Origin of the sequence: Pararhodobacter sp. (assembly GCF_036802785.1) — a bacterium.
GTDB lineage: Bacteria > Pseudomonadota > Alphaproteobacteria > Rhodobacterales > Rhodobacteraceae > Pararhodobacter.
The window spans coordinates 31,898-57,455 of sequence record NZ_DAIRVN010000023.1 but is presented as its reverse complement, the minus strand read 5'-3'; the positions used below and the strand labels follow the sequence as shown (position 1 = coordinate 57,455).

Sequence of the window (25,558 nt, the reverse complement as noted above, 5' to 3'; positions counted from 1 at the left end):
CGGCTTTGGGGGCGGGAGGCGCAGCAGTTTCTGCCTTGGTGGGCGCGGGCGCCTCGGAGGCATCTTTCGCCTGCGGCTTGGGGGGCGCCCCGGCGGCTGCGTCGGTCTTGGCGGCGGCTGGTTGCGCGATATCGCTGGTGCTTTCGCCTTCTTCCAGCAGCACGGCGATGGGGGTGTTGACCTTCACGCCCTCGGTGCCCTCGGCGATCAAAAGCTTGCCGATCGTGCCTTCATCGACGGCCTCAAATTCCATCGTGGCCTTGTCGGTTTCGATCTCGGCGAGAATCTGGCCGGAGGTGACGGTGTCGCCCTCCTTAACCAGCCATTTCGCCAGCGTGCCCTCTTCCATCGTGGGTGAGAGCGCGGGCATCAGGATTTCCACGGGCATCGCGCGCCTCCTCAGCGGTAGGTGATTTTGTGCACGGCGGCGATGACCTCATCGGTGGTCACCAGCGCGAGCTTTTCCAGATTGGCGGCATAAGGCATGGGAACGTCCTTGCCGCAAAGGTTGATCACCGGCGCATCGAGGTAATCAAAGGCCTGTTCCATCACCACCGAGGTGATGAAATTGCCGATCGAGCTTTGCGGGAACCCTTCCTCGACGGTCACCAGACGGTTGGTCTTGCGTACCGAGGCGAGGATGGCGTCGGTGTCCATGGGGCGGATGGTGCGCAGGTCGAGCACCTCGGCGTCAATGCCCTGTTCGGCCAGTTTTTCAGCCGCTTCCAGCGCATAGGTCATGCCGATCCCGAAAGAGACGAGGGTCACATCGGTGCCGGGCCGCGCGATCCGCGCCTTGCCGATGGGAACCGTGAAATCCTCAAGCTGGGGAACATCAAAGCTGCGACCGTAGAGGATTTCATTCTCAAGGAAAACTACCGGATTCTGGTCCCGGATGGCGGATTTCAGGAGGCCCTTGGCGTCGGCGGCGGTGTAGGGCATCACCACTTTCAGGCCGGGGATATGGCTGTACCATGCCGCATAGCACTGGCTGTGCTGGGCCGCGACGCGCGCCGCCGCGCCATTGGGGCCACGGAAGACAATGGGGCAGGGCATCTGGCCGCCGGACATGTAGAGCGTCTTGGCGGCGGAATTGATGAGATGGTCGATGGCCTGCATCGAGAAGTTGAAGGTCATGAATTCGACGATCGGCCGCAACCCGCCCCAGGCGGCGCCGACACCGATGCCGGTAAACCCGGCCTCGGTAATCGGCGTGTCGACGACGCGGCGGGCGCCGAATTCATCGAGCAGGCCCTGGCTGATCTTGTAGGCACCCTGATATTCGCCGACTTCCTCGCCCATCAGGAAGACGGTTTCATCGGCGCGCATCTCTTCGGCCATGGCCTCGCGCAGAGCCTCGCGCACGGTCATGGATTTTGTCGCTGTGCCTTCGGGCCAGTCTGGCGCGGCTGTGGCTGCCTTGGGGGCTGCCGGAGGAGCGGCTTCTGATTTGGCGGTTCTGGCGGGGGCGGGCGCCTGGGAGGCTCCTTTCGCCTGCGGCTCAGGGGCCGCCTCGGCGCCCGCGTCGGCACTTGCGGCCTCCGGTTGCGCCTGGGTGTCGGCGCTTTCGCCTTCTTCCAGCAGGAGGGCGATGGGGGTGTTGACCTTCACCCCTTCTGTGCCCTCTGCGACCAGCAGCTTGCCCACGGTGCCTTCATCGACCGCCTCAAACTCCATCGTCGCCTTGTCGGTTTCGATCTCGGCGAGAATGTCACCGGCGCTGACCGTGTCGCCTTCCTTCACCAGCCATTTCGCCAGTGTGCCCTCTTCCATCGTGGGCGACAGAGCCGGCATGAGAATTTCGGTTGCCATGGTGCCGTCCCCCTTACGCGTAAATATCTGTCCAGAGCTCGGATACGTCCGGCTCCGGGCTTTCCTTGGCGAACTCGGCCGCCTCGTTGACGATGGCCTTGATCTCCTTGTCGATCGCCTTGAGGTCATCATCGCTGGCATGCCCGCCGGTCACCAGCAATTCGCGCACCCGGTCGATCGCATCGCGCTCTTCGCGCATTTTCTGCACCTCCTCGCGGGTGCGGTATTTCGCCGGGTCGGACATTGAATGGCCCCGGTAGCGATAGGTCATCATCTCCAGAATATAGGGCCCGTCACCCGCGCGGCAGGCGGTTACCGCCTTTTCCGCTGCGGCCTTGACGGCGAGCACGTCCATGCCGTCAACCATCTCGCCCTTGATCCCATAAGCCGCGCCCCGCTCCCACAGATTGGGCGATTTGGATGAGCGCTTGGTGGAGGTGCCCATCGCATACTGGTTGTTCTCGATGACGAAAACGACCGGCAGGTTCCAGAGCTGGGCCATGTTATAGGCCTCATAGACCTGGCCCTGATTGGCCGCGCCATCGCCGAAATAGGTGAAGGTGACGCTGTCATTGCCCAGGTATTTGTCGGCGAAGGCCAGCCCCGCCCCCAGTGGCACCTGCGCGCCGACAATGCCATGACCGCCGTAAAAATGCTTCTCGCGGCTGAACATATGCATGCTGCCGCCCTTGCCGCCGGAATAGCCGCCCTCGCGGCCGGTCAGTTCGGCCATCACGCCCTTCGGGTCCATGCCGGCCACCAGCATATGGCCATGATCGCGGTAGCTGGTGATCTGCTTGTCACCCTCTTTGGCGGCGGCGGCGAGGCCGACGACAACGGCTTCCTGACCGATATAGAGATGGCAGAACCCGCCGATCAGCCCCATTCCGTAAAGCTGCCCGGCCTTTTCCTCGAATCGGCGGATCAGCAACATCTCTCGGTAGTATTGGCGCAGTTCATCGCCCGAGATGTTTGGTTTGTCGGCTGGTTTTCTGGCGGCCATCGATATCTCCCCCGGTGGTGCTGCCTGGTCGCCACAACGGTGGTGCGGCGACGGTACAGTGGATAGTTTAGCATTAAACAATCAATCACATCAAGCCGCGTGAAATGGCCCCGGCGCATTTTTCGCCGCCCGCCGCCGCCCTCATCCTGCCGCAAATGCGCGGTGGAAGACTGAACCTGCGCTGCCGGGAGAGGAGCTGCAAGCCCCCCATTAGCCTAGCGCAGCATGATCTCGTCAGCGCGCACATAGCCCAGAATGTTGCGCGCCTGCTGGTCAAGCAGATCAAGGTCAAGATAAGCATCCGACAGTCGGTGTGTGCGGTTTTCAACCTCGGCCAGCTCCAGCGCCAGCCGGTCCCGTTCAATGCGCAGGCCCGCGGCATCGGCATCGATCTGGATACGGTTGAACAGGCCGTATTCCCCCTGAACGGCGGCAAAGGTCAGATAGGTGCCAAAGGTGCCGGCAAGGGCATAAAACATTACCGGACCAAAACTGGGGCGTTTGCGCTGCATCTCTTCCGGGCCTTGTTCGCGTTATGCGCAACATGCCACAGCCGGGCGCCAAAGGGAATCCCCCGATTCGCGGCTGGACTGCCCGCTTTCATACCGGGGCTGCGACGCGGGGTCAGACTTGTCAGCGCCCGCGACAGGCGGCAGGCTTGGTGCGAAGAGGAGAACCCGCCATGACCGCCGCACCCCGCAGCCAGCTTGATACCCACGATGTTTTCAACCAGCCCGCCGCCGCTGCCCATGACCTCTGGGCAAGTGACACGCCGCTGCGCTCCCTGATGGGCGAGGATGAGACGCTGGCGCGCCTCGGTGCGGCGCTCGGCTCGGCGCAGGGGCGCGAGGATGCGCGCGACGCCCAGACCCGGTTGCCGGAACTGCGCACGTTCGACCGGAACGGGCGGCGCATCGACGAAGTGCATTTCCACCCGGCCTATCACCGGCTGATGGCACTGGGGATCGAGAACGGCTATGCCGCCATCGCCTGGGAAGAGGGTGGCAGCCACGCCCGCCACGCGGCTTTCATGTATCTGTTCAGCCAGATAGAGCCGGGCGTCTGCTGCCCCATGACCATGACCTATGCCGCCGTGCCCGCGCTGGATGCCGACCCCGCACTGGCGGCGATCTGGAAGCCTAAGCTGCTGGCGCGCGCCTATGACCCCGCGCGCCGCCCGGTGGGCGGGAAAGCGGGGGTGACGATGGGCATGGCGATGACCGAGAAACAGGGCGGATCGGATGTGCGCGCCAATGCCACCCGCGCGGTGGCTGACCCCGGCGCGGGCGAGGGGATCTTCCGTCTGTCCGGGCATAAATGGTTCTGCTCGGCGCCGATGTGTGATGCCTTCCTGACGCTGGCGCAGACCGATGCCGGGCTGACCTGCTTTCTGGTGCCGCGCTGGCTGCCGGATGACACGCGCAACGCCTTCAACATCCTGCGGCTGAAGGACAAGCTGGGCAACAAATCCAATGCCTCGGCCGAGATCGAATATGCCAATACCCTCGCCCACCGGCTGGGTGAGGAAGGGCGCGGGGTGCAGACCATCATCGAGATGGTCCACCACACGCGGCTGGATACGGCGATGGCTCCGGCCGGGCTGATGCGCGGCGCGCTGACCGAGGCGGTGCACTGGGCGCGCGGGCGCACGGTGTTCCAGAAACGGCTGATCGACCAGCCGCTGATGCGCGCGGTGCTGGCCGATCTGGCGATCGAGGTGGAGGCGGCGCTGATGCTGGGTATGGAAGTGGCGCGCGCCTTTGATGATCCTGCGCGCAGGCCCTATGCGCGCCTCACCGTGGCGCTGGCCAAGTTCGTGTCGAACAAACGCGCGCCGGGGATGATCTATGAGGCGATGGAATGCCTCGGGGGCATGGGCTATGTCGAAGAGACGCCGCTGGCGATGCTCTACCGCGAAGCCCCGCTCAATTCGATCTGGGAGGGCTCGGGCAACGTGATCTGCCTTGATATCCTGCGCACCCTGATGCGCGAGCCTGAGGCGGGCGAACAACTCAATGCAAGGCTGGACGGCGCGCGCGGGCTGGATGCGCGCTTTGACGCGGCGCTGGGTGCGCACCGCAGCCGATGGCCCGCTCTGCCGCCCGAGGCCGAGGCGCGCTGGTTCGCCGAGAGCCTTGCGCAACTGCTGACCGCCGTGGTGCTGATGGAGAAAAGCCCGGTTGCAGGCAGCTACCTGACCAGCCGCCTCTCCGACCCGCGGGGCCAGATCGCCGGCGCAATGCGCGGAGTGGATACCGACACCGTGCTGGCGCGCGTCTGACCAAAAAAGAGAGGGCACGCAGGGCTCCCGCTCCTCGTCCAGCGCGGGCTTTGCCCGCACTCTCCCCGCGTTGGGCCGGGCCGCGCGGCAACAGGGGGCGTTGCCCCCTCTGGGCCTGCGGCCCATTCACCCCCAGGATATTTTCCGACAGAAAATGGGGTGGGTTGCTTCATTCATTTTCTGTCTGAAAATATCCCTGGGGAGTCGCCCGCAGGGCGGCGGGGGCAGCGCCCCCTCTTTTCGGGAATCGCAAGCAGGCTAATGGCGGATGCTTCCGTTCGCGATAGCGATGCACTATCGGAGAGGGATGAACAACGAGCCCCCCTTCGAGATCTTTCTGGCCGTGGCCCCCGGGCTGGAGCAGGCACTCTGTGAGGAGGCCCGCGAGAAGGGGTTTGCCGACCCCGCGCCGGTGCCCGGCGGTGTTGTGCTGCAGGGCGGCTGGCCTGAGGTCTGGCGCGCCAATCTGGTCATGCGGGGGGCGGGGCGGGTGCTGGTGCGGATCGGCGGGTTCCGTGCCCTGCATCTGGCGCAGCTGGACAAGCGCGCGCGCCGTTTCCCCTGGGCCGAGACCCTGCGCCCCGATGTGCCGCTCAAGGTAGAGGCGACCTGCCGGGCTTCGCGCATCTATCACGCGGGCGCCGCCGCGCAGCGGATCGAGACGGCGCTGCGCGAGGAGCTTGGCGCCACCATCAGCGCCGGAGCAGCGCTCAGGCTGATGGTGCGGATCGAGGATGACCTGTGCACCTTCAGCCTCGATACCTCGGGCGAATCGCTGCACAAGCGCGGCCACAAGCAGGCGGTCAACAAGGCCCCCCTGCGCGAGACACTGGCCGCGCTTTTCCTGCGCGAATGCGGCTTTCACGGTCAGATGCCGGTCATGGACCCGATGTGCGGCTCAGGCACGCTGGTAATCGAGGCAGCCGAGATTGCCGCCGGGCTGTACCCCGGGCGTGACCGCGCCTTTGCCTTTGAACAACTGGCCAGCTTCGACCCCGCCGCATGGCAGGCAATGCGTGCCACTGCCCGCCCAGGCACACCTGCCCTGCGTTTTCATGGCCGTGACCGCGATACCGGCGCCATCACCATGAGCCGCGCCAATGCCGCGCGCGCCGGGGTCGAGGCTTTCACCGATTTCCGCCCCGGCCCGATCAGCGATCTGACCCCGCCCGAAGGGCCGCCCGGGCTGGTGATCGTCAACCCGCCCTATGGCGGGCGGGTGGGCAACAAGAACCTGCTCTTCGGGCTTTACGGTGCCATGGGCAAGGTGCTGCTGGAGCGGTTCAGGGGCTGGCGGGTCGGCGTGATCACCAGCGAGCCCGGTCTGGCGCGTGCCACGGCGTTGCCGTTTTTGCCTGCCGGGGCGCCGGTCGCCCATGGCGGGCTGCGGGTCACGCTGTATCAGACCGGGGTTCTGGGCACGCGCTGAAAGCCGCTGAACAGGGCAGCGCGAAGCCTCTCGCCCGGCCCTGTGGTTTCGGATAAGCCTTGATTCATACGCGCAGCGCCACCCGGCGCGGCGACTCAGCCAGCACGACAGGACAGGATCCCGGTGCCAGCCATGTTCAGAACCCCCGATGAAACAACGCTGACGGCGCTGGCCCTGCTGGGCATGATCACTGGCGCAGCCGGCAGCTTTGGCGGAGTGCCGCTTCTTGCCACGGCGGGGCTGGCGCTGGTCTATCTGGCGGGTGGCCTGCCTGCGGCGATCCGGGCGCTGCGCAGCCTCTGGCGCGAAAAGCTGCTGGATATCGACCTGCTGATGGTGCTGGCGGCGATTGCGGCGGCGGCGGTGGGGGCGCCTTTAGAAGGGGCGGTGCTGCTGACCCTGTTCAGCCTGTCAACCACGCTGGAAAACCGCGCCATGGGCCGCGCGCGCCGTGCGGTAGAGGCGCTGATGGCGCTGCGCCCTGACACGGCGCTGCGCCGCGAGGGTGACATCCTTGCCGAGGTGGCGTCGCAAAGCCTTGAACCCGGCGACATTGTGGTGCTGCGTCCCGGCGCACGGGTGCCGGTGGACGGGGTGATCACCGCAGGCGAGGGTGCCATTGACGAGGCCACGATCACCGGCGAATCGATGCCCGTTCACAAGGGGCCGGGTGCGCAGGTGCATGAGGCGACGGTCAATCTGAACGCTGTGCTCGACATGCGGGTCACCCGTTCGACGGCGCAAAGCACGGTGGCGCGGATGATCGCCCTTGTAACCGAGGCGCAGGCGGCGCGCGCGCCCTCGGAACGCTTCAGCGCGTGGTTCGGGCAGCGCTATACGGTCGCGGTTCTGGCAGGCGCGGTGCTGGCCTTCGCGGTGTTCCTCTGGCTCGGGCGCAGCCCGCAGGAGGCGCTCTACCGCGCCGCGACGCTGCTGGTTGCGGCCAGCCCCTGCGCCATCGTCATCTCGGTCCCCGCCGCGATTCTGTCGGCGCTCTCGGCGGCGGCGCGCGGAGGGGTGCTGTTCAAAGGGGGCGCCGCACTGGAGTCGCTGGCGGCGGTGCGCGCCTTTGCCTTTGACAAGACCGGCACACTGACCACGGGCCGCGCGGGCGTTTTGTGCATCGTGGCGCTGGAGGGGGGCGAGGAGGCCTTTCTGGCCCGCATCGCCGGGTTGCAGGCGCAGTCCGAGCATCCTATCGCGGCGGCGATCCGGCGTGAGGCCGAAAGCCGGGGCATCGGCGCGGCGGAACTGCCCGATGTCACCGCTGTTCCCAGCGAAGGGATTGTGTCGGGCGAGGGCGCGGCGGCGCTCTGGGCCGGAAACCCCCGCATGGCCCGGCGCATGGGCGCGGATATCGACCTTCCCGCGCTGGCGGAGCTGTCTGGTCAGGCGCAGACCGTGGTCTATCTGGGGCAGGGCAGCCGCGTGCTGGGCGCTTTGACAGTGGCGGACCGGCTGCGCGACAGCGCGCGGCCCGGGCTTGACGCCCTGCGCGCGGGCGGGGTTGCACAGATCGTCATGATGACCGGCGACCGCAGCCCGGTCGCCGTGCGGATCGGCGCGGAACTGGGCCTGAGGCCGGAGGCTATTCATGCCGATCTGCTGCCCGCCGACAAGGTGGCGCTGGTGGCGCAGCTGACCACGGAACTTTCGGGGCGGGGCGGTAAAGTGGCCTTTGTCGGCGACGGGGTGAACGATGCGGCAGCGCTGGCGCGTGCCGACATAGGCATCGCCATGGGGGCGGCGGGCAGCGAAGTGGCGCTGCAGGCCGCCGATGTCGCGCTTCTGTCCGATGACCTGACGCGGCTGGCCGAGGCCCATCGCCTTGCCCGCCGCACCGCCCGGATCATCCGTCAGAACCTGATCTTCGCCACGGGGGCGATGGTCATTCTGGTGACCGGCGCGCTGTTCTTTGATCTGCCGCTGCCGGTGGCGGTGATCGGCCATGAGGGTGGTACGGTGCTTGTGGTTCTGAACGGGCTCAGGCTGCTGGGCGACCGGATCCGCGGTGACCGGCCGGGCGCGAGGCGGGCCACAGCACCAGCCGTCCCGCCCACCAAGACGCCGGCATGAACACGCTCCGGCCGGGCGGGCCCTTCGCCTTGAGTTTCAATCGTGCGCAGTGTCGGGCGCGCAGAAGGCATCGTCCAGCGCACCGATGATCCGGGCCGTGCGCGCATCGGAAAGCGTGTAGAACATATTGCGCCCCGCGCGTCTTGCATCCACCAGCCCCTGGGCGCGCAACCGCGCGAGTTGCTTTGATACAGCGGCCTGCGGCAGGTCCAGCAACGCTTCCAGCTCACCCACATGGGCCGGTCCCCGGACCAGACGGCACAGGATGCTCAGCCGTGTCGGATGCGACAGGGATTTCAGGTAATCCGATGCGTGCACTGCATTTTCTGCCCGCAGCATGGAAGACTGCCGGGACGGCGGGCGCTCAGGAGCCACATCTCGCATGGTCGCTGTTCCTGTCCGGTAGGGCGGCGCGCCAGGCGCCTCGCTAAAATATATATCTGCAATGTCATATATATGCCGCAGCGCAGCGAGACAAGCCGCGTGACATCAACAGAGCGCGAGCAAGCGCAGCATTGCCCATGGCGCCACCCCACGGGCTGTCTGGAAAAAAGGGCCATTTGCCCCCGTTTCTGGCGCAGACAGCCGATGCCGCTACGCAGAAAAGAAACGCGCCGCCCCGATGAAAGCTCAGGGCGGCGCGGGGGCTGGTTTCAGGCAGCGGTGTTTTGCGGTCGCGTGACCGGGCTCAGATGCTCAGGCAGATGTACTTCAGTTCCAGATAATCATCGATCCCGTGGTGCGAGCCTTCGCGGCCCAGCCCCGATTGCTTGACGCCGCCGAAGGGCGCCACTTCGGTCGAGATGATGCCGGTGTTCACGCCGACGATGCCGTATTCCAGCGCCTCCTGCACGCGGGTGATGCGGCCCATGTTCTGAGCGTAGAAGTAGCAGGCCAGGCCGAAGATCGTGTCATTGGCATAGCCGATCACTTCTTCCTCGGTGTCGAATTTGAAAAGCGGCGCGAGGGGGCCAAAGGTTTCTTCCTGAGCAACCTTCATCGACTGGGTGACGCCCGTGACAACGGTCGGCTCAAAGAAGCTGCCGCCCAATGCGTGGCGGTTGCCGCCGGTCAGTACCGCGCCGCCATGGTCGAGTACGTCCTGAATATGCTCCTCAACCTTTTTCATGGCATCGGCGTTGATCAGCGGGCCGGTCGTGACCCCCTCTTTCAGCCCGTCGCCGATGTTCAGCTTTTCGACCGCCGCGCGCAGCTTTTCGGCGAAGGCGTCATAGACCCCGGCTTGCACATAGATCCGGTTCGCGCAGACGCAGGTCTGCCCATTGTTGCGGAACTTGGACATCATCGCGCCGTCAACGGCAGCATCCAGATCGGCGTCATCGAACACGATGAACGGCGCATTGCCGCCCAGCTCCATCGAGCATTTCATCACCTGATCGGCGGCCTGTTTCAGCAGGATGCGCCCCACTTCGGTGGAGCCGGTGAAGGTCAGTTTGCGCACCACCGGGTTTTCGCAGAATTCCTTGCCGATGTCAGAGGAGCGCGACGAGGTGACCACCGACAGCACGCCCTTGGGCAGGCCCGCACGCTCGGCCAGTACGGCCATGGCCAGCGCCGAAAGCGGGGTTTCCGCTGCCGGGCGGGCCACGAAACCGCAACCGACGGCCAGCGCCGGGGCGACCTTGCGCGCGATCATCGCATTGGGGAAGTTCCACGGCGTGATCGAGGCGCAGACGCCGATCGGCTGTTTCAGCACCGTGATGCGCTTGTCGCGCATATGGCCCGGGATGGTCTCGCCATAAACGCGCTTGGCCTCCTCGCCGAACCATTCGACGAAGGACGCGCCATAGAGGATCTCGCCGCGCGCCTCGGCCAGCGGTTTGCCCATTTCAGCGGTCAGGATCGCGGCCAGATCGTCGGCATTCTCGACCATCAGGTCATACCATTTGCGCAGCACGGCGGCGCGTTCCTTGCCGGTGCGCGCGGCCCAGTCCTTTTGCGCCGTTTCCGCCGCAGCGATGGCGCGGGCGACTTCGATGCGGGTCAGATCAGCCACTTCGGCGATGACATCGCCGCGCGCCGGGTTGCGCACCGCGAAGGTGGCGCCGTTATCGGCATTGACCCATTCCCCGGCAACAAAGGCGCGGGTTTCCAGCAGCGAAGGGTCTTTCAGAAGCGAGCGGAGATCGGTCTGGGTATCTAGCATGGGAGTATCCTTTTTCTGGTCAGGTTCAGCGCGTCAGCACAAAGCCGGGGCGCGCGCGATAAATGGCGCCGGTGATGACACCGGCGATGACGGCCTTGATGATATCACCGGGAATGAAGGCCGCCAGTGCCGCCACCGCCTGCGGCAACGAAAGGCCGATCACCAGCATCATTCCCGCAGCGCCGAAAGCATATAGCACGCCGACGCCGCCGATCAGCGCGCCCGCCGCCGCCGAGAGCGTCAGGCTGACGCCGCGCCAGCTTTGCGCGACCCAGCCGGTGATGAACGCCGCGACCGGCCAGCCATAGAGGAAGCCCGCCGTCGGCCCCACAAAGGCCCCCAGCCCGCCGCGCCCGCCCGCCAGAAGCGGCAGCCCAAGCGCGACCAGCAGCAGGAACAGCAGCACCGCAAGCGCGCCCTTGCGCGGCCCCAGCACGGCACCGCAGAGCATGACGCCAAGGCTTTGCGCCGAGATCGGCACGCCGGTGATCAGCATGAAACTGGGGAACAGCCCCAGCACGGCAATCAGCGCGGCAAACAGTGCCACCATCGTTATTGAGCGTTCCATCGGTTCTTCCTTTCGCAACTCAGTCTGGCCGGGCGACGCCGCCACGGGCGCGCAGGGCATCGGCAAGGTGATCGGCATCGTCAAGCGCCACCAGCACAAGGGGCACGGCAATCTGAAACCCCATGCGGCGCGGCGAGCGGGCGCGCCAGGCTTCCATGAGCGCATTGCCCTTGTGGGTCAGCACGGGGATACAGCGGATGACCAGCGCCAGCGCAAGGCTGACAGCGGCAGTGTTCAGGCCCAGCCGCCGGAAGGGCGCCATCAGCCATTCCAGCACGGCGGTCATGTCGTCAAGGCGGGTGGTCAGCGTCACCAGATTGGCCAGCGCCACCAGCCCCAGAATACGCAGGCAGATCACCGCACCCGCACGCGGCGCGCCGATGATCAGGTGCCAGGCCATGATCACTGCCAGCATCAGCATCAGCGGACGCAGCAGGCGCAACCCGCGCCGCAGGGCAGGGGCGCCGAGGCTGGCGTACAGCGCGGCGATCACCCCCACCAGCGCTGCAATCACCACCGGCTCGGTCACCGGCAGGAACGCCACCATCGCCACCGCCATCGCCGCCATCTTCAGCCCGGCGGGCCAATGGTGCAGCCATGTCGGTTGTTCCAGCGTCATTGCCAGCATGGATCGGCCTCTCCCAACTGGTGCATCGCCTCGGTGAACCGGGGCAGAACCTCATCGGCCGCACCATCGGCGCGCAGGCCGCCGTCGTCAAGCCACAGCACACGGTCAAAGCGGGTCAGAAGCGCGGGGTCATGGGTCACCAGCACAACCTGCTGCGCCAGCCCGTCGAGCGCGCGGTTGAGCTGCATTGTCGTGGGAATGTCGAGGCCGGTGAAGGGCTCATCCAACAAGATCACCGCAGGCTCCATCGCCAGCACGGCCATCAGGCACAGGTAATGGCGCTGCCCCTGCGACAGCGTCTGCGTGGCACGCGCGGCCCAGCCCGTGCGGCCATGCTCCGCCAGCACTGCGCGGGCGCGGGTGCGGGCCTCAGCGCGCGGGGTGCCAAGCTGGGTCAGGCCAAAGGCGATTTCCTCTTCCACGGTGGGAAAGATGATCTGGTGGTCGGGGTTCTGGAAAAGAATGCCCAGCGCGCGGATCGTCGCCTTGCGCTCGCGCATCACATCCACGCCATGCACCCGCACCTGCCCCGAGTCCGGCGCCTGCAGCCCGGCGATCAGCCGCAACAGCGTGCTTTTGCCCGAGCCGTTGCGCCCGACGATGCCGATGCGCTTCTCGCTCAGGGTCAGGCTCAGCGCGTCGATCACCCGGCGTTCATCGCGGGCCAGTGTGACCGCGCTCAGTTCGATGGCTTCGGGATGCGACACGCAGCGCGGCTCCTCATGGATCGGGCCTGTTGTCTGCCCGCCCGCCGGGTCTGATGCAAGGGGCAAAACTCAGATCAGGATGATCACCGCCCGCGCCGCCGCGCCAGGCAGCGTGATCCTGCTCGCCCGCCGCACCATTTCCGGCACCAGGATCAGGCTACCACCAGCGGCACCCCACCCTCGGGCGCGCCGCTCACCCCTCGCGCCGCGCTGTCCTTCATCTTGCCAGAAATACGCCCTGTGACGCTTCCCGCTCGGGCAAAGGCCGGGATGAGGGGCACCCCGCCCCGACTGCTGTCTGCGCCGCCGGGGCCCGCGCCCGCCGTCGCATGCCGTCAGGGGAACCGCCGTATCAAGGCCGGAAAAACCTGTCGGTCCGGATGGGTCAGGCGTGAACGGGTGCCATCCCCGGGGGCTGTTGCCGGGCCTAACCGGCGGCCCAGGGGTCTTTGGCACCCCGGTCTGCGGAAAGGCTGGCGCGCTGGCGCGCCACCAGCTCCTCGACCGCATCGGCCAGATGCACATCACCAATCGCATAATCGCCGCGCGCCACCCGAATCCTGTGCGCCGCCATCAGAACATCGGCATGGCTGCACCCATGGGGCGGTTCAAACCGGTAGGTCGCCAGTTCGATGGTCAGGCCCAGCGGATCCTTGAAATAGATCGAATCCATAAAGCCCCGGTCCTTCACGCCGCTGTGCCGGATACCGCGCGCCGCCAGCCGCTTTTCCGCCTGCGAAAACGTCGCTCTGGAGACATTGACCGCGATATGATGCACCGCCCCCGGCGCGGTCCGGCTGCGCGTCGCGTCCGGCTTCCGTTCCTCACTGGTGAAGACGGTGATCAGCCGCCCGTCGCCCGGGTCGAAATACAGATGGCTCTCGCTGGCCTCATCCAGATTGGGCTGCTCGAACACGAAAGGCATGCCCAGCACCCCTTCCCAGAAATCGATCGAGGTCTGGCGGTCAGCGCCCACCAGCGTGATGTGGTGTATCCCCTGGGATTGCAGTTTCTGCATCGGAATTCCTTCTGTCATGGAAAAAGGTGCGGCGAGGGGGCTTCAAAGTCAACACGGGCGCGCGCGCCCCCCTTCATCTGTTCAGAAATATCCTCGGGGGGAGGCCGCAGGCCGTGGGGGGCAGACAGCCCCCCTCTTTTTCTGACTTCCCTCTTTTGTCTGTCCCCGTTCCCGCACCCGGCCAGAGGCAAGCGGCCTTGCCTGTTGCGCGTGATTTACCTACACCCGTCGCCAAACGCTCCTGACCAAGGGTTAACCCATGCGCCTTTCCCGCTACTTCCTGCCCGTCCTCAAGGAAACGCCCTCCGAGGCGCAGATCGTCAGCCACCGGCTGATGCTGCGCGCGGGCATGATCCGCCAGCAGGCGGCGGGGATCTATTCATGGCTGCCGCTGGGCTACCGGGTGCTCAGGCGCATCGAAGCCATCGTGCATCAGGAGCAGGAGCGCGCGGGCCATATCCCGCTGCTTATGCCCACGCTGCAACCGGCCGATCTGTGGCGCGAATCCGGCCGCTATGACGATTACGGTCAGGAAATGCTGCGCATTCAGGACCGCCACAAACGTGACCTGCTCTACGGGCCGACCAATGAGGAGATGATCACCGACATCTTCCGCGCCCATGTGAACAGCTACAAGGATCTGCCGCTGACGCTGTATCACATCCAGTGGAAATTCCGCGACGAGATCCGCCCGCGCTTCGGCGTGATGCGCGGGCGCGAGTTCCTGATGAAGGACGGCTACAATTTCGACGTCGACAAGGATGCTGCCCTGCATGCCTACAACCGCCACATGGTCGCCTATCTGCGCACCTATGAGCGCATGGGGCTGACCGCCATTCCGATGCGCGCGGCCTCAGGGCCCATCGGCGGCGACAATACGCATGAGTTTCTGGTGCTGGCGCAGACCGGCGAGTCGGAAGTGTTCTATGATGACCGGGTGACCGCGCTGAAACTTGGCGACCGGGCGGTGGATTTTGACAACCGTGCCGAGGTTGCCGACATCTGCGGCGAGTTCACCAGCCTTTACGCCCGCACCGATGAGACCCATGACGCGGCGCTGTTCGATGCGATCCCCGAGGCGCACCGCAAGGTGGGCCGGGGTATCGAGGTGGGGCAGATATTCTACTTCGGCACCAAATATTCCGAGGCGATGGGCGCCACGGTCGTCACTGCTGACGGCAGCCGCGTGCCGGTTGAGATGGGCTCGCACGGCATCGGTGTCAGCCGCCTTCTGGGCGCGATCATCGAGGCCAGCCATGACGAGCGCGGCATCATCTGGCCCGAGGGGGTGACGCCGTATCACGCCGGAATCGTCAACCTGAAGCAGGGCGACGCGGCGGCGGACGGCGCCTGTGAAGGGCTTTATGCCGCACTGGCCGCCAAGGGCCTGACCGCGCTTTACGATGACCGCGACGAGCGGGCGGGCGCGAAATTCGCCACGATGGACCTGATCGGCCTGCCGTGGCGCATCACCGTGGGGCCGCGCGGGCTGGCCAATGGCGTGGTCGAACTGACCAGCCGCCGCACCGGCGAAAGCGAAGAGCTGAGCCCTGAGGCGGCGGTGGAGCGTCTGGCAGAGATCTACGCCAACTGGTGAGCGGGCAGGGGGCGCTGCCCCCTCGGGCCTGCGGCCCTCACCCCCGGCGTATTTCCGGCAAGATGAAACCGGCGCGCGCGCGTCAAAGGCAGCCGGGCGGCGTTCAGAAGAGGGCGCGCCGCCTCGCACCGGCCAATTGCGCAGCGCGCGGGTTTGCCGGGTCGATTGCCACCACCCGCCCGCTGACCCCGCTGTCGCATCCTGCCTTCAGGTTGCCTCTTGACCACAGGGCGCTTTGCGTTGACGGTGCGGCGGCCATGAAAATGCTTGGAAACCCATGACCGGCCGGACCCCGCCTTTTGCCGCTTTCGAATGGATGATCGCCTGGCGCTACCTGCGTGCGCGCCGCGCCGAGGGTGGCGTGAGCGTGATGACATGGATCAGCCTGATCGGCATCACGTTGGCCGTCTTTGCGCTGATTGCCACGCTGGCGGTGCGCTCGGGCTTCCGGGCGGAATTTGTCGATACGATACTGGGATCCAACGCCCATGTGACGCTGTATAACGCGGCAGAAGTGGCACCCAACGGGCAGCTGACCCGCGTGATTGACGATTACGACGAGATGGCGGCGCGACTGGCCGCAGTGCCCGGCGTTACCCGCGTGGCGCCGCTGATCAAGGGGCAGGTGATGGCCAGCCGCGAAGGCCGCTCGGCCGGGGTGGAGGTGTTCGGCATCACCCAGGAGAACCTGCTGACCATTCCGCGCGTCGCAAACCCCGAGACGATGCGCGGCGATATCGGGCGGTTCAACGAGGGGGTCGCCATCGGCTCGGGCGTGGCGCGCGAGCTGAACCTGACGGTGGGCGACCGGATCCGCCTGATCTCGCCCGACGGGGCGCAAACCGCCTTTGGCACCAGCATGCGGGTCAATGCCTATGAGGTGGTCTATATCTTCACCGCCGGGCGCTATGATATCGACCGCACCCGCGTCTATATGCCCTTTACCGAGGCGCAGAGCTATTTCAACCGCGACGGTGTGGCGGATGAAATGGAGGTGATGGTCGCCAATCCTGAGCGGGTGGACGAGCTGACCATGGCGCTGATGCGCGCGGGCGGGGAACGCGTGATGCTCTGGACCTGGCGCGATTCTGCCGGGTCGTTCCTGCGCGCGCTGGATATCGAGGATAATGTGATGTTCATCATCCTGTCGATCCTCGTGCTGATCGCGGCGATGAACATCATTTCGGGGCTGATCATGCTGGTCAAGAACAAGGGCCGCGATATCGGCATCCTGCGCACCATGGGGCTGAGCGAGGGGTCGGTGCTGCGGGTGTTCTTCATTTGCGGTGCCTCGGTGGGCGTGCTGGGAACGGTGTTCGGCGTGGTGCTGGGCTGCCTTTTCGCCATCTATATCGACCCCATTTTTGCTGCCGTGAACTACCTATCGGGCGGCGGGGTCTGGGACCCGTCGATCCGGGGTATTTATGCGCTGCCCGCGCAGTTGCGGCTGGAGGATGTGCTCAAGGCGGTCAGCCTGTCGCTGATCCTGTCCTTTGGCGTGACGATCTTTCCGGCGCGGCGCGCGGCGCGGATGAACCCGGTGGAGGCGCTGCGCTATGAGTGACGCGGTGAGTGACCCTGTGCTGGTGCTGGAGGCGATCACCAAGACCTACGGGCGCGGCGTGGCCGGGCCGGTGCGCGTGCTGACCGGGGCCGATCTGGTGCTGGAGCGCGGCGAGATCGTCGCGCTGGTGGCCCCTTCGGGCGCCGGGAAATCGACGCTGCTGCATATCGCGGGGCTTCTGGATACGCCTGACAGCGGGCGGGTGATCATCGACGGGCTGGACATGACCCGCTTCGGCGACCGCGCGCGGACTGCGGCGCGGCGCGGGCAGGTGGGGTTCATCTATCAGTTCCACCATCTGCTGCCCGAATTCACCGCGCTTGAGAATGTGGTTCTGCCGCAACTGGCCAATGCCGTGCCGCGTGCCGAGGCTGATCAGCGGGCGCGGGAGCTTCTGGCGGGGGTGGGGCTGGCCGATCGCGCCGAGCATCGCCCGGCGCAGCTGTCGGGCGGTGAGCAGCAGCGCGTGGCCTTCTGCCGCGCCATGGCCAATGCGCCGCAGATATTGCTGGCGGATGAACCCACGGGCAATCTGGACCCGGCGACATCGGATCAGGTGTTTGACGTGCTGATGGAGATGGTGCGCGGCACCGGGCTTTCGGCGCTGATCGTGACGCATAACCTGGCGCTTGCCGAGCGGATGGACCGGGTGCTGTATCTGCGTGACGGGCAGGTTGTGCCCGGCTGAGCCAGCCACCGGCGCATCGGGTTCTGGTGAGGCAAGCGCCTTCGAAGGCGCTTCAACGCGATTGCTTAATCGCGTTTTCCTGCAGCCGGTGTGCAATTTTCTTGACAGCCCCGCGCCTGCGTCCGCAACAATACAATGTTTCCCGCCGGTTGCGGGTGGTTGCTGATTGTCGGGGTTGATGATGGCACTGCGTCTTCTCGCTGTTCTGGTCGTGGTGCTTCTCACCCATCTGCCCGAAACGGCCCGGGCTGACAGGATCGTGGCCCGCGTCTCCATTGCCGCGCAGACCATGCATGTCTATCGTGACGGGTTGTTGCTGCATGAATGGCCCGTCTCGACGGCGCGCGCCGGAAAGATCACCCCCACCGGCAGCTGGACCGCGCAGTGGCTGTCGCGCAATCACCGCTCCAGCCGCTACAATAATGCGCCGATGCCGTTTTCGATCTTTTACCACGGCCATTACGCCATTCATGGCACCGACCAGATCAGCCGTCTGGGCCGCCCGGCCAGCGCCGGTTGCGTGCGCCTGCACCCTGAGAATGCGCGGCTTCTGTTCGCCATGGTGCAGGAGGAAGGGACGGCTAACATGCGCGTGGTGATCGTCAACTGACCGCGCATGTCCAGCCGGGCCCGCAGCCCGCAGTGAGTCTGGCCTGCAACAGGCGTGGTGCTTGATCTGGGGGCAGGCTTTTTACACTACCCAATCTATGGCGGCGACCCTATAGTCCCTGTGGAAAACCCGGTCGCCACCCCGAGGGAGAGGTCATGCGCTGTCCGTTTTGCGGAAATGTCGATACCCAGGTTAAGGACTCGCGCCCGGCCGAGGACCATGTCGCCATCCGCAGGCGGCGCTTTTGCCCGGCCTGCGGCGGTCGTTTCACGACCTATGAGCGGGTGCAGCTGCGCGATCTGGTGGTGGTGAAAACATCGGGCCGTCGAGAGCCGTTTGACCGCGACAAGCTTGAACGCTCGGTGCGCATTGCCATGCAGAAGCGCCCGATCGAACCTGAGCGCATTGACCAGATGCTGTCAGGCATCGTGCGGCGTCTGGAATCGATGGGCGAGACCGATATCCCCTCACGCACCATCGGTGAAATCGTGATGGAGACTCTGGCGCGGATCGATACCGTCGCCTATGTGCGTTTCGCCAGCGTTTACAAGAATTTCCAGGCGGCTGACGATTTTGACAAGTTTGTATCCGAACTGCGCCCGCAGGGTATCGCCGAAGAGTGAGCCGGGGCGCAGGGCGGTCCGCAGGGCCAGCGGACAAAGGGTGGTTTTGATGGATGCCGAAGCCGACAGGCGCTTCATGCGGCTGGCGATTGAACTGGGCAGGCGTGGTCTGGGGCGGGTCTGGCCCAACCCGGCAGTCGGTTGCGTGATCGTTCAGGGTGATGTGATCGTCGGGCGCGGCTGGACACAGCCGGGCGGACGGCCCCATGCCGAGGTGCGCGCGCTGGAACAGGCGGGCGCGGCGGCGCGCGGCGCAAGCGTTTATGTCAGCCTTGAGCCCTGCGCCCATACCGGCAAGACCCCACCCTGCGCCGCAGCGCTGATCAGGGCAGGGGTTGCACGTGTCGTCACCGCGATGACCGACCCTGATGCGCGCGTCTCAGGCAAGGGCCATGCGATGCTGCGCGATGCGGGTATCGAGGTGGTCGAGGGGGTCGAGGCCGGGGCGGCGTCGCTGGCCAATGCAGGCTTCCTGCTGCGCATTCTGCAAGGCCGCCCGATGGTGACGCTGAAGCTGGCGCTGACCCTTGACGGGCGCATTGCCACCGCCTCGGGCGCCAGCCGCTGGATCACCGGGGCACAGGCCCGCCGTGCCGTGCATCTGATGCGCGCACGCCATGATGCGGTGATTGTGGGGGCAGGCACCGCCCGCGCCGATGACCCCGATCTGCGGGTGCGCGAACTGGGTGTCGCGCATCAGCCGGTGCGCATGGTGGCCGACAGCCGGTTGGGCGTGCCCTCTGCCAGCCGGTTGGGCAGAACGGCAAAGGAGGCCCCGGTCTGGATGCTGCACGGCCCGCAGGCGCCGGTGGCCGCGCGCAATGACTGGCAGCGCACCGGGGCTACGCTGGTGCCTTGCGGGTTTGACGGGCTGGGGCGTCTGGATGTCACCGACGCGCTGCGGCGCCTGGGCGACCGGGGCATTACCCGGCTGTTTTGTGAAGGCGGCGGCGGGCTGGCGGCCAGTTTGATCCGTGCTGGCCTGGTGGACGAGATGGTGGTGTTCAGCGCAGGCCGTGTCTTTGGCGCCGACGGCACTGCCGGGCTGGGCGGCATGGGTGTGACAGATATTGGCCCGCACCCGTTTCATTTTCTGGCGGCGCGGCGCTGCGGCGAGGACCTGATGCATCACTGGCGGCGTGCGGATATGGCCTCGGAATTGTTGACATTCCGGTAACCGTATTCTCCTGTGTCGACAAAATCACCCGGTTGAGCCAAAGATTTGCCATATACCGGAAACATACCAACGGTGGTATCGAGTTGAATTAGGGACTGGCATGTCCCAGATATGGGGATGCCCGGGCTGTGTGACACCGCATGCAGCCCGTAAGGGAGCGTTGAGGAAAATAGATGGCAGTCGAAACAAACAGATATCCTGTCTTGCCGTTGCGTGACATGGTTGTGTTTCCACATATGATCGTTCCGCTGTTTGTGGGGCGCGACAAATCGGTGCGCGCGCTGGAAGCGGTGATGCGCGATGAAAATCAGATTCTTCTGGTAACCCAGGTCGACCATGCCGCCGAAGATCCGGGCCCCGAGGGGATGTACCGGATCGGCGTTCTGGCCAATGTTCTGCAGTTGCTCAAGCTGCCCGATGGCACGGTCAAGGTGCTGGTCGAGGGCAAGTCGCGGGTGACGCTGGAGCGTTTTCTGGACAACGACCAGCATTTCGAGGCCGAGGCGCGGGTGCTGGCAGAGGAAGAGGGCGAGCATAGCGCGATCGCCGCGCTGGTGCGCGCGGTCACCGATGATTTCGAGCGCTACGCCAAGATCAAGCGCAATGTCCCCGAAGAGGCGCTGGCAGCCATTGCCGAGGCGGGCGATCCGGGCAAGCTCGCCGATCTGGCCGCCGGGCATCTGGCCATCGAGGTTGCGAACAAGCAGGACCTGCTGGAGACCCTGCGCGTCGATGCGCGGCTGGAAAAGGTCTATGCGCTGATGGAGAGCGAAATCTCTGTCCTGCAGGTTGAGCGCAAGATCAAGAGCCGCGTCAAGAACCAGATGGAGCGCACGCAGCGCGAGTATTATCTGAATGAGCAGATGAAGGCCATTCAGAAGGAGCTGGGCGAGGGCGAGGAAGGTCAGAACGAAATCGGCGATCTGGAAGCGCGGATTGAGGCGACGGCGTTCACCAGGGAAGCGCGCGAAAAGGCCCGTGCCGAGCTGAAGAAGCTGAAATCCATGTCGCCTATGTCGGCCGAGGCCACGGTGGTGCGCAACTATCTGGACTGGCTCCTGTCGCTGCCCTGGGGCAAGCGCAGCCGCGTGAAAAAGGATCTGGGCCGCGCGCAGCAGGTGCTGGATGCCGATCACTACAGCCTTGAAAAGGTCAAGGAACGGATTGTCGAATATCTGGCAGTGCAGGCGCGCTCTTCCAAGCTGCGCGGGCCGATCCTGTGCCTTGTCGGCCCGCCGGGCGTGGGCAAGACCAGCCTTGGCCGCTCAGTCGCTAAGGCCACGGGGCGCGAATTCATCCGCATCAGCCTTGGCGGGGTGCGTGACGAATCTGAGATCCGCGGCCACCGGCGCACCTATATCGGCTCGATGCCGGGCAAGATCATTCAGGCGATGAAAAAGGCCAAAACCACCAACCCGCTGATCCTGCTCGATGAAATCGACAAGATGGGGCAGGATTTCCGCGGCGATCCGGCATCCGCGATGCTGGAGGTGCTGGACCCTGAACAGAACGCGACCTTTGTGGACCACTATCTGGAAGTGGAATACGATCTGTCGAACGTGATGTTCATCACCACCGCCAACAGCTACAACATGCCCGGCCCGCTGCTGGACCGGATGGAGATTATCCCGCTTTCGGGCTACACCGAAGACGAGAAATCCGAAATCGCGCGCCGTCACCTGCTGCCAAAGGCGATCAGCAACCATGCCTTGCGCAAGGGGGAGCTGGAAGTCAGCGATGATGCGCTTACCGGCATTCTGCGCAACTATACCCGCGAGGCCGGGGTGCGGAACTTTGAGCGCGAACTGAGCAAGATCGCGCGCAAGGCGGTGACGAAGATCATCAAGGGCGAGGAAAAGCAGGTCCGGGTGAACGCCGGGAATCTGGCTGATTTTCTGGGCGTGCCACGCCATCGCTACGGTCTGGTCGAAAAGGATGATCAGGTCGGCGTGGTGACCGGGCTGGCCTGGACCAGTGTCGGCGGCGATCTGTTGCAGATCGAGGCACTGAAGCTGCCGGGCAAGGGCCGCATGAAGACCACCGGCAAGCTGGGCGATGTGATGAAGGAATCCATCGAGGCTGCGGCCAGTTTCGTGCGCTCCATCTCACCTGAGATTGGCGTGAAGCCACCGCGCTTTGACCTGATGGATATCCATGTCCATGTCCCCGAAGGCGCCACGCCCAAGGACGGCCCCAGCGCGGGGATTGCCATGGTCACCTCGATTGTCTCGGTGGTGACCGGCATTCCGGTGCGCAAGGATGTTGCCATGACCGGCGAGGTCACGTTGCGCGGGAATGTGCTGGCGATCGGCGGGCTGAAGGAAAAGCTTCTGGCCGCACTGCGCGGTGGCATCACCAAGGTGCTGATCCCGCAGGAAAACGCCAAGGATCTGCCCGAGATCCCCGCCAATGTGAAAGCGGGGCTTGAGATTGTGCCGGTCAGCAATGTGCGTGAGGTGCTTCGCCATGCGCTGGTGCGTATGCCCGAACCGATCGACTGGGACGCCGCCGCCGAAGAGGCCGCGCAGGCCGCCCAACTCGCCCGCCGCAACAACGAGCCGGCACCGACCGCGCATTGATCCCTGATACAGACTGCAAAGGGCCCGCCGGTTGTGGCGGGCCCTTTTGTATGGCGTGCACACTCCGGCGCGCCGATGAGCGGGAAGCCGATGGGCAGGAAAATGCGCCACCCCTCTTGCACAGGCGGTCGCACGGCGCTAAAGGACGGCGCGTGGGGCGATTAGCTCAGCGGTAGAGCGCTTCGTTCACATCGAAGATGTCAGCGGTTCAAATCCGTTATCGCCCACCATTTCATATTCTAATGAAATCAAGCACTTAGGACCCCTCACGGGGGCGTTTGTGTGTGACTCTCTCAGAATTTGGGTGTGATTCCGGGGTGTGATTTGTGGGTGAATCGACCGGCGCAGCGCGCAGGGTTCTGGAGGCCAAAGAAAGTCTGCGAATCGACGCGGGTAAGTGTGTGATACCGCCTTCGCGAGCCACACGAGCCATCATCGAAACATACTTTCTATCCGTAGGTTTCGAGACCATATGCGTTGGCCTGAGTTCCGGCGTCGAAAAAGGCAGGTGGTCGCACCGGTCATTCAAATTCAACCTGTACCAATACGCTCGTTTACGAACCCTCAGTGCGTCAGCACTCAATCGCACGCGGTCCTGAGTGGCGACAAACTGATCAAAATCAGTGCTTGCAATACCAGATCATGCATCTCATCATGCGACTAGCGCAAAATATATGAGTGAGGTACAGTTTAATGGGTAGCACTGGTTCAGGAAGCTTTTCGGACTATCCCGGCTCGCGTCCGAAGGATGGCGGCGACGGTGCTGGTGGAGGCACCAGTGGTGAAGATCGGTGCGCGCGAGCATTTGCCTGTGCGCTTGAAGAAATTGAACTCTGCGACTACTTCGCTGCCAACAATAATGTACCTCCGGTTGGTTCAGAATTATCCATCGAGCGGCGCGGACGGCTGGTCGCCGTTGATTCAAGTGGCCTAACCGTCGGTGCGTTGCCGACTCGCTTTAATTATCTAGCCGATTGCTTGGGCGCTGGGTTTTCGTATGCGGGCCGGATCACAGCGTCCGTATCAACGCCGGTCGCCTCGGTTAACGCGGACTTTGCACCAAGCGCACCATGAGCCGCGATCACGAGCTTCTGCTGGTCGGCGAGGTCTACGTAGATTTCACCCTCCCGAGCGCGAACGCGGGTGCGAAACTGCGACTGGGCGGTATAGTCCACGCTGCGCGTGGGCTGTGGGCCGTCGGTGCTAACTATGCTGTAGCCGCCATCTGCCCGTCCTATCTTATTGACGACGTACGCACTTTTCTTGGGCACCACGGATGCAGCGAAGTCATCTGGTTAGCAGACGTCAAGGGCGCACCCAACGTCATGGCGATAGGTGATCCGACAGAACTAGCCGATCAAGCCTATCAGAACATCTTGAGGGAAATAAAAACTGTCGAATACCTAGACGGTGCCGCAACTCTCAAAGAGTTTAATACCTGCCTGATATTTCCCGGTCACTTCGATCTAGCAACACTGAGGAGCTGCCTTGCCGACGATGTGCAGGTAAGCTTCGATATAGCTTATGACGTTCCCGATCTTGGGCCTCTGGAAGCCTTTAAAGGGAACTTGACTGCTATCATCACGTCCACATCGTCCCCTCTATTTCTGAAGGAGGCATCGAAAGATTTAGCTGGTTTGCTGGATGGTCTGAAAGGTCTAGCGCCCAAAGCGGTTGTGTTGAAAGAAAATCGCGGCGGAAGTCGCGTGTTCGATCTACTTCTAGGCCAAACCGATGAGGTTCCGGCGTTACTCGGCGACACGGTTAATTCGGTGGGCGTTGGTGATGTATATTCGGCTGTGTTCGTCTCGAAGCTCGGCGCGGGTGTCTTTGATGCTGCATGGAAGGGGGCGCGCGCCGCTACCTGCTATGCGCAGACAACCTATCCGGATGACTTCAAGCGCGATGTGCAGCGCAGTCTTGCAATCTCAGTCGCCGACATGCGCTCTCTTGGTGGGATAGTTCTGCCATGGCACGCTCGTCAAGAATTCCAAATATACTTCGCTGCGCCTGATTTCTCATATGTCGAGCGACGACACATTGATGAAGCGCTTGGCGCGCTCACCTATCACAATTTCCGCATCCGCCGTCCAGTGCTGGAAAACGGGGAACTGAATCCGCTAAGCGCTATGCACGAATTGCGCTCGGCCTATCTGAACGATGTAGCTATGTTGGCAGACTGCGATCTGGTCTTTGCACTGCCTTACGAGCGCGACCCCGGCACGCTCGTAGAAATCGGTCTGGCACTGGCCGCAAAAAAACCCGTCATCACATACGATCCTCGCCGTGAGAACGCCAACACCATGGTTATGGCAGGTAGTGCGGTTTACTCTGAAAATCTCAACATCTGCCTAAACGGTGTTTTTGAAGCTATGTCGAAACTGCGAGGTGAGCGACCGTGAAGCGTGCGCTAGTTATGGTCTCGGGCGGCCTCGATTCAACCACTGTCTGTTATCTGCTCGCGGATCAGGGTGTCGAAGTCCAACCAGTATTTTTCGATTACGGCCAGCACTGCGCCGAAACCGAATGGGCGAAGGTCAACGAAGTGCTCCCCGATACTGTGTTGCGACCAGAGCGCTTGAATATCTCAGACATTTTCCGAGGCTCGTCTTCGCGAATGATCACGGAAGCGGACCTGTGGCACGATCCGGTCTCGGATGACGATCTGTACATACCATATAGGACGATGTTGTTTTTTGCCGTAGCGGCTGCCCGCGCTCAGACACTTCAGATCTTTAGCGTGTATTCAGGCTTCATCAACAGCAATCACGCAAAAGAAATCGATTGCAGTGCAGCCTACATGAACGGCCTAGACGAGCTATCCAAAGGCGTCGGTGCTGTGCGTTTTCACTTACCGTTCCGGGATAAAACCAAAGCTGATGTCGTGCGACAGGCACTTGTACTTAAGGTGCCGATTGGCCGAACCTTCTCCTGTCAGGCGTCAAGTACGTTTCCTTGCGGCGCCTGTCCAAACTGCGTAGAGAGGCTGAAGGCCTTGGCCGAAGCAGGAATCACTTGAGCGGGGGAGGGG

The 25,558-nt window shown here is 64.2% G+C and carries 22 protein-coding genes and 1 tRNA gene; 13 read left to right on the top strand and 10 right to left on the bottom strand.

Going from position 1 to position 25,558, the window contains the following annotated elements:
- From V7Q53_RS10230 to V7Q53_RS10215, 4 genes are all read right to left on the bottom strand, one after another.
- Positions 1-388: biotin/lipoyl-containing protein (locus V7Q53_RS10230; protein ID WP_333828441.1), on the bottom strand; the 388-nt coding region annotated here is incomplete at its 3' end.
- 11 nt (positions 389-399) lie between these two features.
- Entirely contained in the window at positions 400-1,812 is a 1,413-nt protein-coding gene (locus tag V7Q53_RS10225; protein ID WP_333828440.1) for a pyruvate dehydrogenase complex E1 component subunit beta, read from the bottom strand.
- A gap of 13 nt (positions 1,813-1,825) precedes the next feature.
- Positions 1,826-2,815, bottom strand: a complete 990-nt coding sequence (gene pdhA / locus V7Q53_RS10220; protein WP_333828439.1) for a pyruvate dehydrogenase (acetyl-transferring) E1 component subunit alpha — start codon at positions 2,813-2,815, stop codon at positions 1,826-1,828.
- A 215-nt stretch (positions 2,816-3,030) separates the two neighbouring features.
- Complete coding sequence (locus V7Q53_RS10215) at positions 3,031-3,327, bottom strand: FtsB family cell division protein (RefSeq protein ID WP_333828438.1); 297 nt, start codon at positions 3,325-3,327, stop codon at positions 3,031-3,033.
- Positions 3,328-3,497: 170 nt separating this feature from the next.
- Here V7Q53_RS10215 and V7Q53_RS10210 point away from each other — a divergent pair, with 170 nt between their 5' ends.
- The 3 genes from V7Q53_RS10210 to V7Q53_RS10200 all read left to right on the top strand — a co-directional run bounded on the left by V7Q53_RS10210 (position 3,498) and on the right by V7Q53_RS10200 (position 8,601).
- Entirely contained in the window at positions 3,498-5,096 is a 1,599-nt protein-coding gene (locus tag V7Q53_RS10210) for an acyl-CoA dehydrogenase family protein (RefSeq protein WP_333828437.1), read from the top strand.
- Between the two features lie 307 nt (positions 5,097-5,403).
- Positions 5,404-6,525: a THUMP domain-containing class I SAM-dependent RNA methyltransferase gene (locus tag V7Q53_RS10205; protein WP_333828436.1), complete on the top strand. Its 1,122-nt coding sequence runs from the start codon at positions 5,404-5,406 to the stop codon at positions 6,523-6,525.
- Positions 6,526-6,657: 132 nt separating this feature from the next.
- The gene (locus V7Q53_RS10200) at positions 6,658-8,601 is read left to right on the top strand and encodes a heavy metal translocating P-type ATPase (protein WP_333828435.1); all 1,944 of its coding nucleotides are present in this window, start codon (positions 6,658-6,660) and stop codon (positions 8,599-8,601) included.
- 36 nt (positions 8,602-8,637) lie between these two features.
- Here the strand turns inward: V7Q53_RS10200 and V7Q53_RS10195 are convergent, their stop codons facing one another.
- From V7Q53_RS10195 to V7Q53_RS10170, 6 genes are all read right to left on the bottom strand, one after another.
- On the bottom strand, positions 8,638-8,940 hold the full coding sequence (locus V7Q53_RS10195; RefSeq protein WP_333828434.1) for an ArsR/SmtB family transcription factor: 303 nt from the start codon (positions 8,938-8,940) through the stop codon (positions 8,638-8,640).
- 349 nt (positions 8,941-9,289) lie between these two features.
- Positions 9,290-10,768: an NAD-dependent succinate-semialdehyde dehydrogenase gene (locus V7Q53_RS10190; protein ID WP_333828433.1), complete on the bottom strand. Its 1,479-nt coding sequence runs from the start codon at positions 10,766-10,768 to the stop codon at positions 9,290-9,292.
- 25 nt (positions 10,769-10,793) lie between these two features.
- Positions 10,794-11,336 (bottom strand): biotin transporter BioY, encoded by a 543-nt coding sequence (locus V7Q53_RS10185; protein WP_333828432.1) that lies wholly within the window; start codon positions 11,334-11,336, stop codon positions 10,794-10,796.
- 19 nt (positions 11,337-11,355) lie between these two features.
- The gene (locus V7Q53_RS10180) at positions 11,356-11,964 is read right to left on the bottom strand and encodes an energy-coupling factor transporter transmembrane component T (RefSeq protein ID WP_333828431.1); all 609 of its coding nucleotides are present in this window, start codon (positions 11,962-11,964) and stop codon (positions 11,356-11,358) included.
- Entirely contained in the window at positions 11,952-12,671 is a 720-nt protein-coding gene (locus V7Q53_RS10175) for an energy-coupling factor ABC transporter ATP-binding protein (RefSeq protein ID WP_333828430.1), read from the bottom strand. The genes V7Q53_RS10180 and V7Q53_RS10175 overlap by 13 nt, the downstream gene beginning before the upstream one ends.
- A 427-nt stretch (positions 12,672-13,098) precedes the next feature.
- A complete protein-coding gene (locus V7Q53_RS10170) occupies positions 13,099-13,689 on the bottom strand; it encodes a VOC family protein (RefSeq protein WP_333828429.1) in 591 nt (196 codons plus the stop codon).
- A 259-nt stretch (positions 13,690-13,948) separates the two neighbouring features.
- On the opposite strand from V7Q53_RS10170, the gene proS reads away from it, so the two are divergent.
- The 10 genes from proS to V7Q53_RS10120 all read left to right on the top strand — a co-directional run bounded on the left by proS (position 13,949) and on the right by V7Q53_RS10120 (position 25,546).
- Positions 13,949-15,286 (top strand): proline--tRNA ligase, encoded by a 1,338-nt coding sequence (proS, locus tag V7Q53_RS10165; protein WP_333828428.1) that lies wholly within the window; start codon positions 13,949-13,951, stop codon positions 15,284-15,286.
- A gap of 277 nt (positions 15,287-15,563) precedes the next feature.
- Positions 15,564-16,850 carry a lipoprotein-releasing ABC transporter permease subunit gene (locus tag V7Q53_RS10160; RefSeq protein WP_333828427.1) on the top strand — a complete coding sequence of 429 codons (1,287 nt, stop codon included), beginning with the start codon at positions 15,564-15,566 and terminating at the stop codon, positions 16,848-16,850.
- Positions 16,843-17,538 carry an ABC transporter ATP-binding protein gene (locus V7Q53_RS10155; RefSeq protein ID WP_333828426.1) on the top strand — a complete coding sequence of 232 codons (696 nt, stop codon included), beginning with the start codon at positions 16,843-16,845 and terminating at the stop codon, positions 17,536-17,538. The genes V7Q53_RS10160 and V7Q53_RS10155 overlap by 8 nt, the downstream gene beginning before the upstream one ends.
- A gap of 181 nt (positions 17,539-17,719) precedes the next feature.
- Complete coding sequence (locus V7Q53_RS10150; RefSeq protein WP_333828425.1) at positions 17,720-18,148, top strand: L,D-transpeptidase; 429 nt, start codon at positions 17,720-17,722, stop codon at positions 18,146-18,148.
- 155 nt (positions 18,149-18,303) lie between these two features.
- Positions 18,304-18,771, top strand: a complete 468-nt coding sequence (gene nrdR, locus V7Q53_RS10145; RefSeq protein ID WP_333828424.1) for a transcriptional regulator NrdR — start codon at positions 18,304-18,306, stop codon at positions 18,769-18,771.
- Positions 18,772-18,820: 49 nt separating this feature from the next.
- The gene (gene ribD, locus V7Q53_RS10140) at positions 18,821-19,948 is read left to right on the top strand and encodes a bifunctional diaminohydroxyphosphoribosylaminopyrimidine deaminase/5-amino-6-(5-phosphoribosylamino)uracil reductase RibD (RefSeq protein ID WP_333828423.1); all 1,128 of its coding nucleotides are present in this window, start codon (positions 18,821-18,823) and stop codon (positions 19,946-19,948) included.
- Between the two features lie 173 nt (positions 19,949-20,121).
- On the top strand, positions 20,122-22,527 hold the full coding sequence (gene lon, locus V7Q53_RS10135; RefSeq protein WP_333828422.1) for an endopeptidase La: 2,406 nt from the start codon (positions 20,122-20,124) through the stop codon (positions 22,525-22,527).
- Between the two features lie 155 nt (positions 22,528-22,682).
- Positions 22,683-22,757: transfer RNA gene (locus tag V7Q53_RS10130), tRNA-Val, on the top strand.
- An 840-nt stretch (positions 22,758-23,597) separates the two neighbouring features.
- Positions 23,598-24,929 carry a nucleoside 2-deoxyribosyltransferase gene (locus V7Q53_RS10125; RefSeq protein WP_333828421.1) on the top strand — a complete coding sequence of 444 codons (1,332 nt, stop codon included), beginning with the start codon at positions 23,598-23,600 and terminating at the stop codon, positions 24,927-24,929.
- Entirely contained in the window at positions 24,926-25,546 is a 621-nt protein-coding gene (locus V7Q53_RS10120) for a 7-cyano-7-deazaguanine synthase (protein WP_333828420.1), read from the top strand. The genes V7Q53_RS10125 and V7Q53_RS10120 overlap by 4 nt, the downstream gene beginning before the upstream one ends.
- Positions 25,547-25,558: the final 12 nt, after the last annotated feature.

Bases quoted from the DNA above. Each gene is read 5' to 3' on its own strand.
- ribD (WP_333828423.1), top strand. From the start codon at position 18,821: ATGGATGCCGAAGCCGACAGGCGCTTCATGCGGCTGGCGATTGAACTG.
- V7Q53_RS10125 (WP_333828421.1), top strand. From the start codon at position 23,598: ATGAGCCGCGATCACGAGCTTCTGCTGGTCGGCGAGGTCTACGTAGAT.
- V7Q53_RS10185 (WP_333828432.1), bottom strand. From the start codon at position 11,336: ATGGAACGCTCAATAACGATGGTGGCACTGTTTGCCGCGCTGATTGCC.
- pdhA (WP_333828439.1), bottom strand. From the start codon at position 2,815: ATGGCCGCCAGAAAACCAGCCGACAAACCAAACATCTCGGGCGATGAA.
- V7Q53_RS10170 (WP_333828429.1), bottom strand. From the start codon at position 13,689: ATGCAGAAACTGCAATCCCAGGGGATACACCACATCACGCTGGTGGGC.
- V7Q53_RS10210 (WP_333828437.1), top strand. From the start codon at position 3,498: ATGACCGCCGCACCCCGCAGCCAGCTTGATACCCACGATGTTTTCAAC.
- V7Q53_RS10205 (WP_333828436.1), top strand. From the start codon at position 5,404: ATGAACAACGAGCCCCCCTTCGAGATCTTTCTGGCCGTGGCCCCCGGG.
- V7Q53_RS10160 (WP_333828427.1), top strand. From the start codon at position 15,564: ATGACCGGCCGGACCCCGCCTTTTGCCGCTTTCGAATGGATGATCGCC.
- V7Q53_RS10200 (WP_333828435.1), top strand. From the start codon at position 6,658: ATGTTCAGAACCCCCGATGAAACAACGCTGACGGCGCTGGCCCTGCTG.
- proS (WP_333828428.1), top strand. From the start codon at position 13,949: ATGCGCCTTTCCCGCTACTTCCTGCCCGTCCTCAAGGAAACGCCCTCC.
- V7Q53_RS10195 (WP_333828434.1), bottom strand. From the start codon at position 8,940: ATGCTGCGGGCAGAAAATGCAGTGCACGCATCGGATTACCTGAAATCC.
- V7Q53_RS10155 (WP_333828426.1), top strand. From the start codon at position 16,843: ATGAGTGACGCGGTGAGTGACCCTGTGCTGGTGCTGGAGGCGATCACC.
- V7Q53_RS10190 (WP_333828433.1), bottom strand. From the start codon at position 10,768: ATGCTAGATACCCAGACCGATCTCCGCTCGCTTCTGAAAGACCCTTCG.
- nrdR (WP_333828424.1), top strand. From the start codon at position 18,304: ATGCGCTGTCCGTTTTGCGGAAATGTCGATACCCAGGTTAAGGACTCG.
- V7Q53_RS10150 (WP_333828425.1), top strand. From the start codon at position 17,720: ATGGCACTGCGTCTTCTCGCTGTTCTGGTCGTGGTGCTTCTCACCCAT.
- V7Q53_RS10215 (WP_333828438.1), bottom strand. From the start codon at position 3,327: ATGCAGCGCAAACGCCCCAGTTTTGGTCCGGTAATGTTTTATGCCCTT.
- V7Q53_RS10180 (WP_333828431.1), bottom strand. From the start codon at position 11,964: ATGCTGGCAATGACGCTGGAACAACCGACATGGCTGCACCATTGGCCC.
- lon (WP_333828422.1), top strand. From the start codon at position 20,122: ATGGCAGTCGAAACAAACAGATATCCTGTCTTGCCGTTGCGTGACATG.
- V7Q53_RS10225 (WP_333828440.1), bottom strand. From the start codon at position 1,812: ATGGCAACCGAAATTCTCATGCCGGCTCTGTCGCCCACGATGGAAGAG.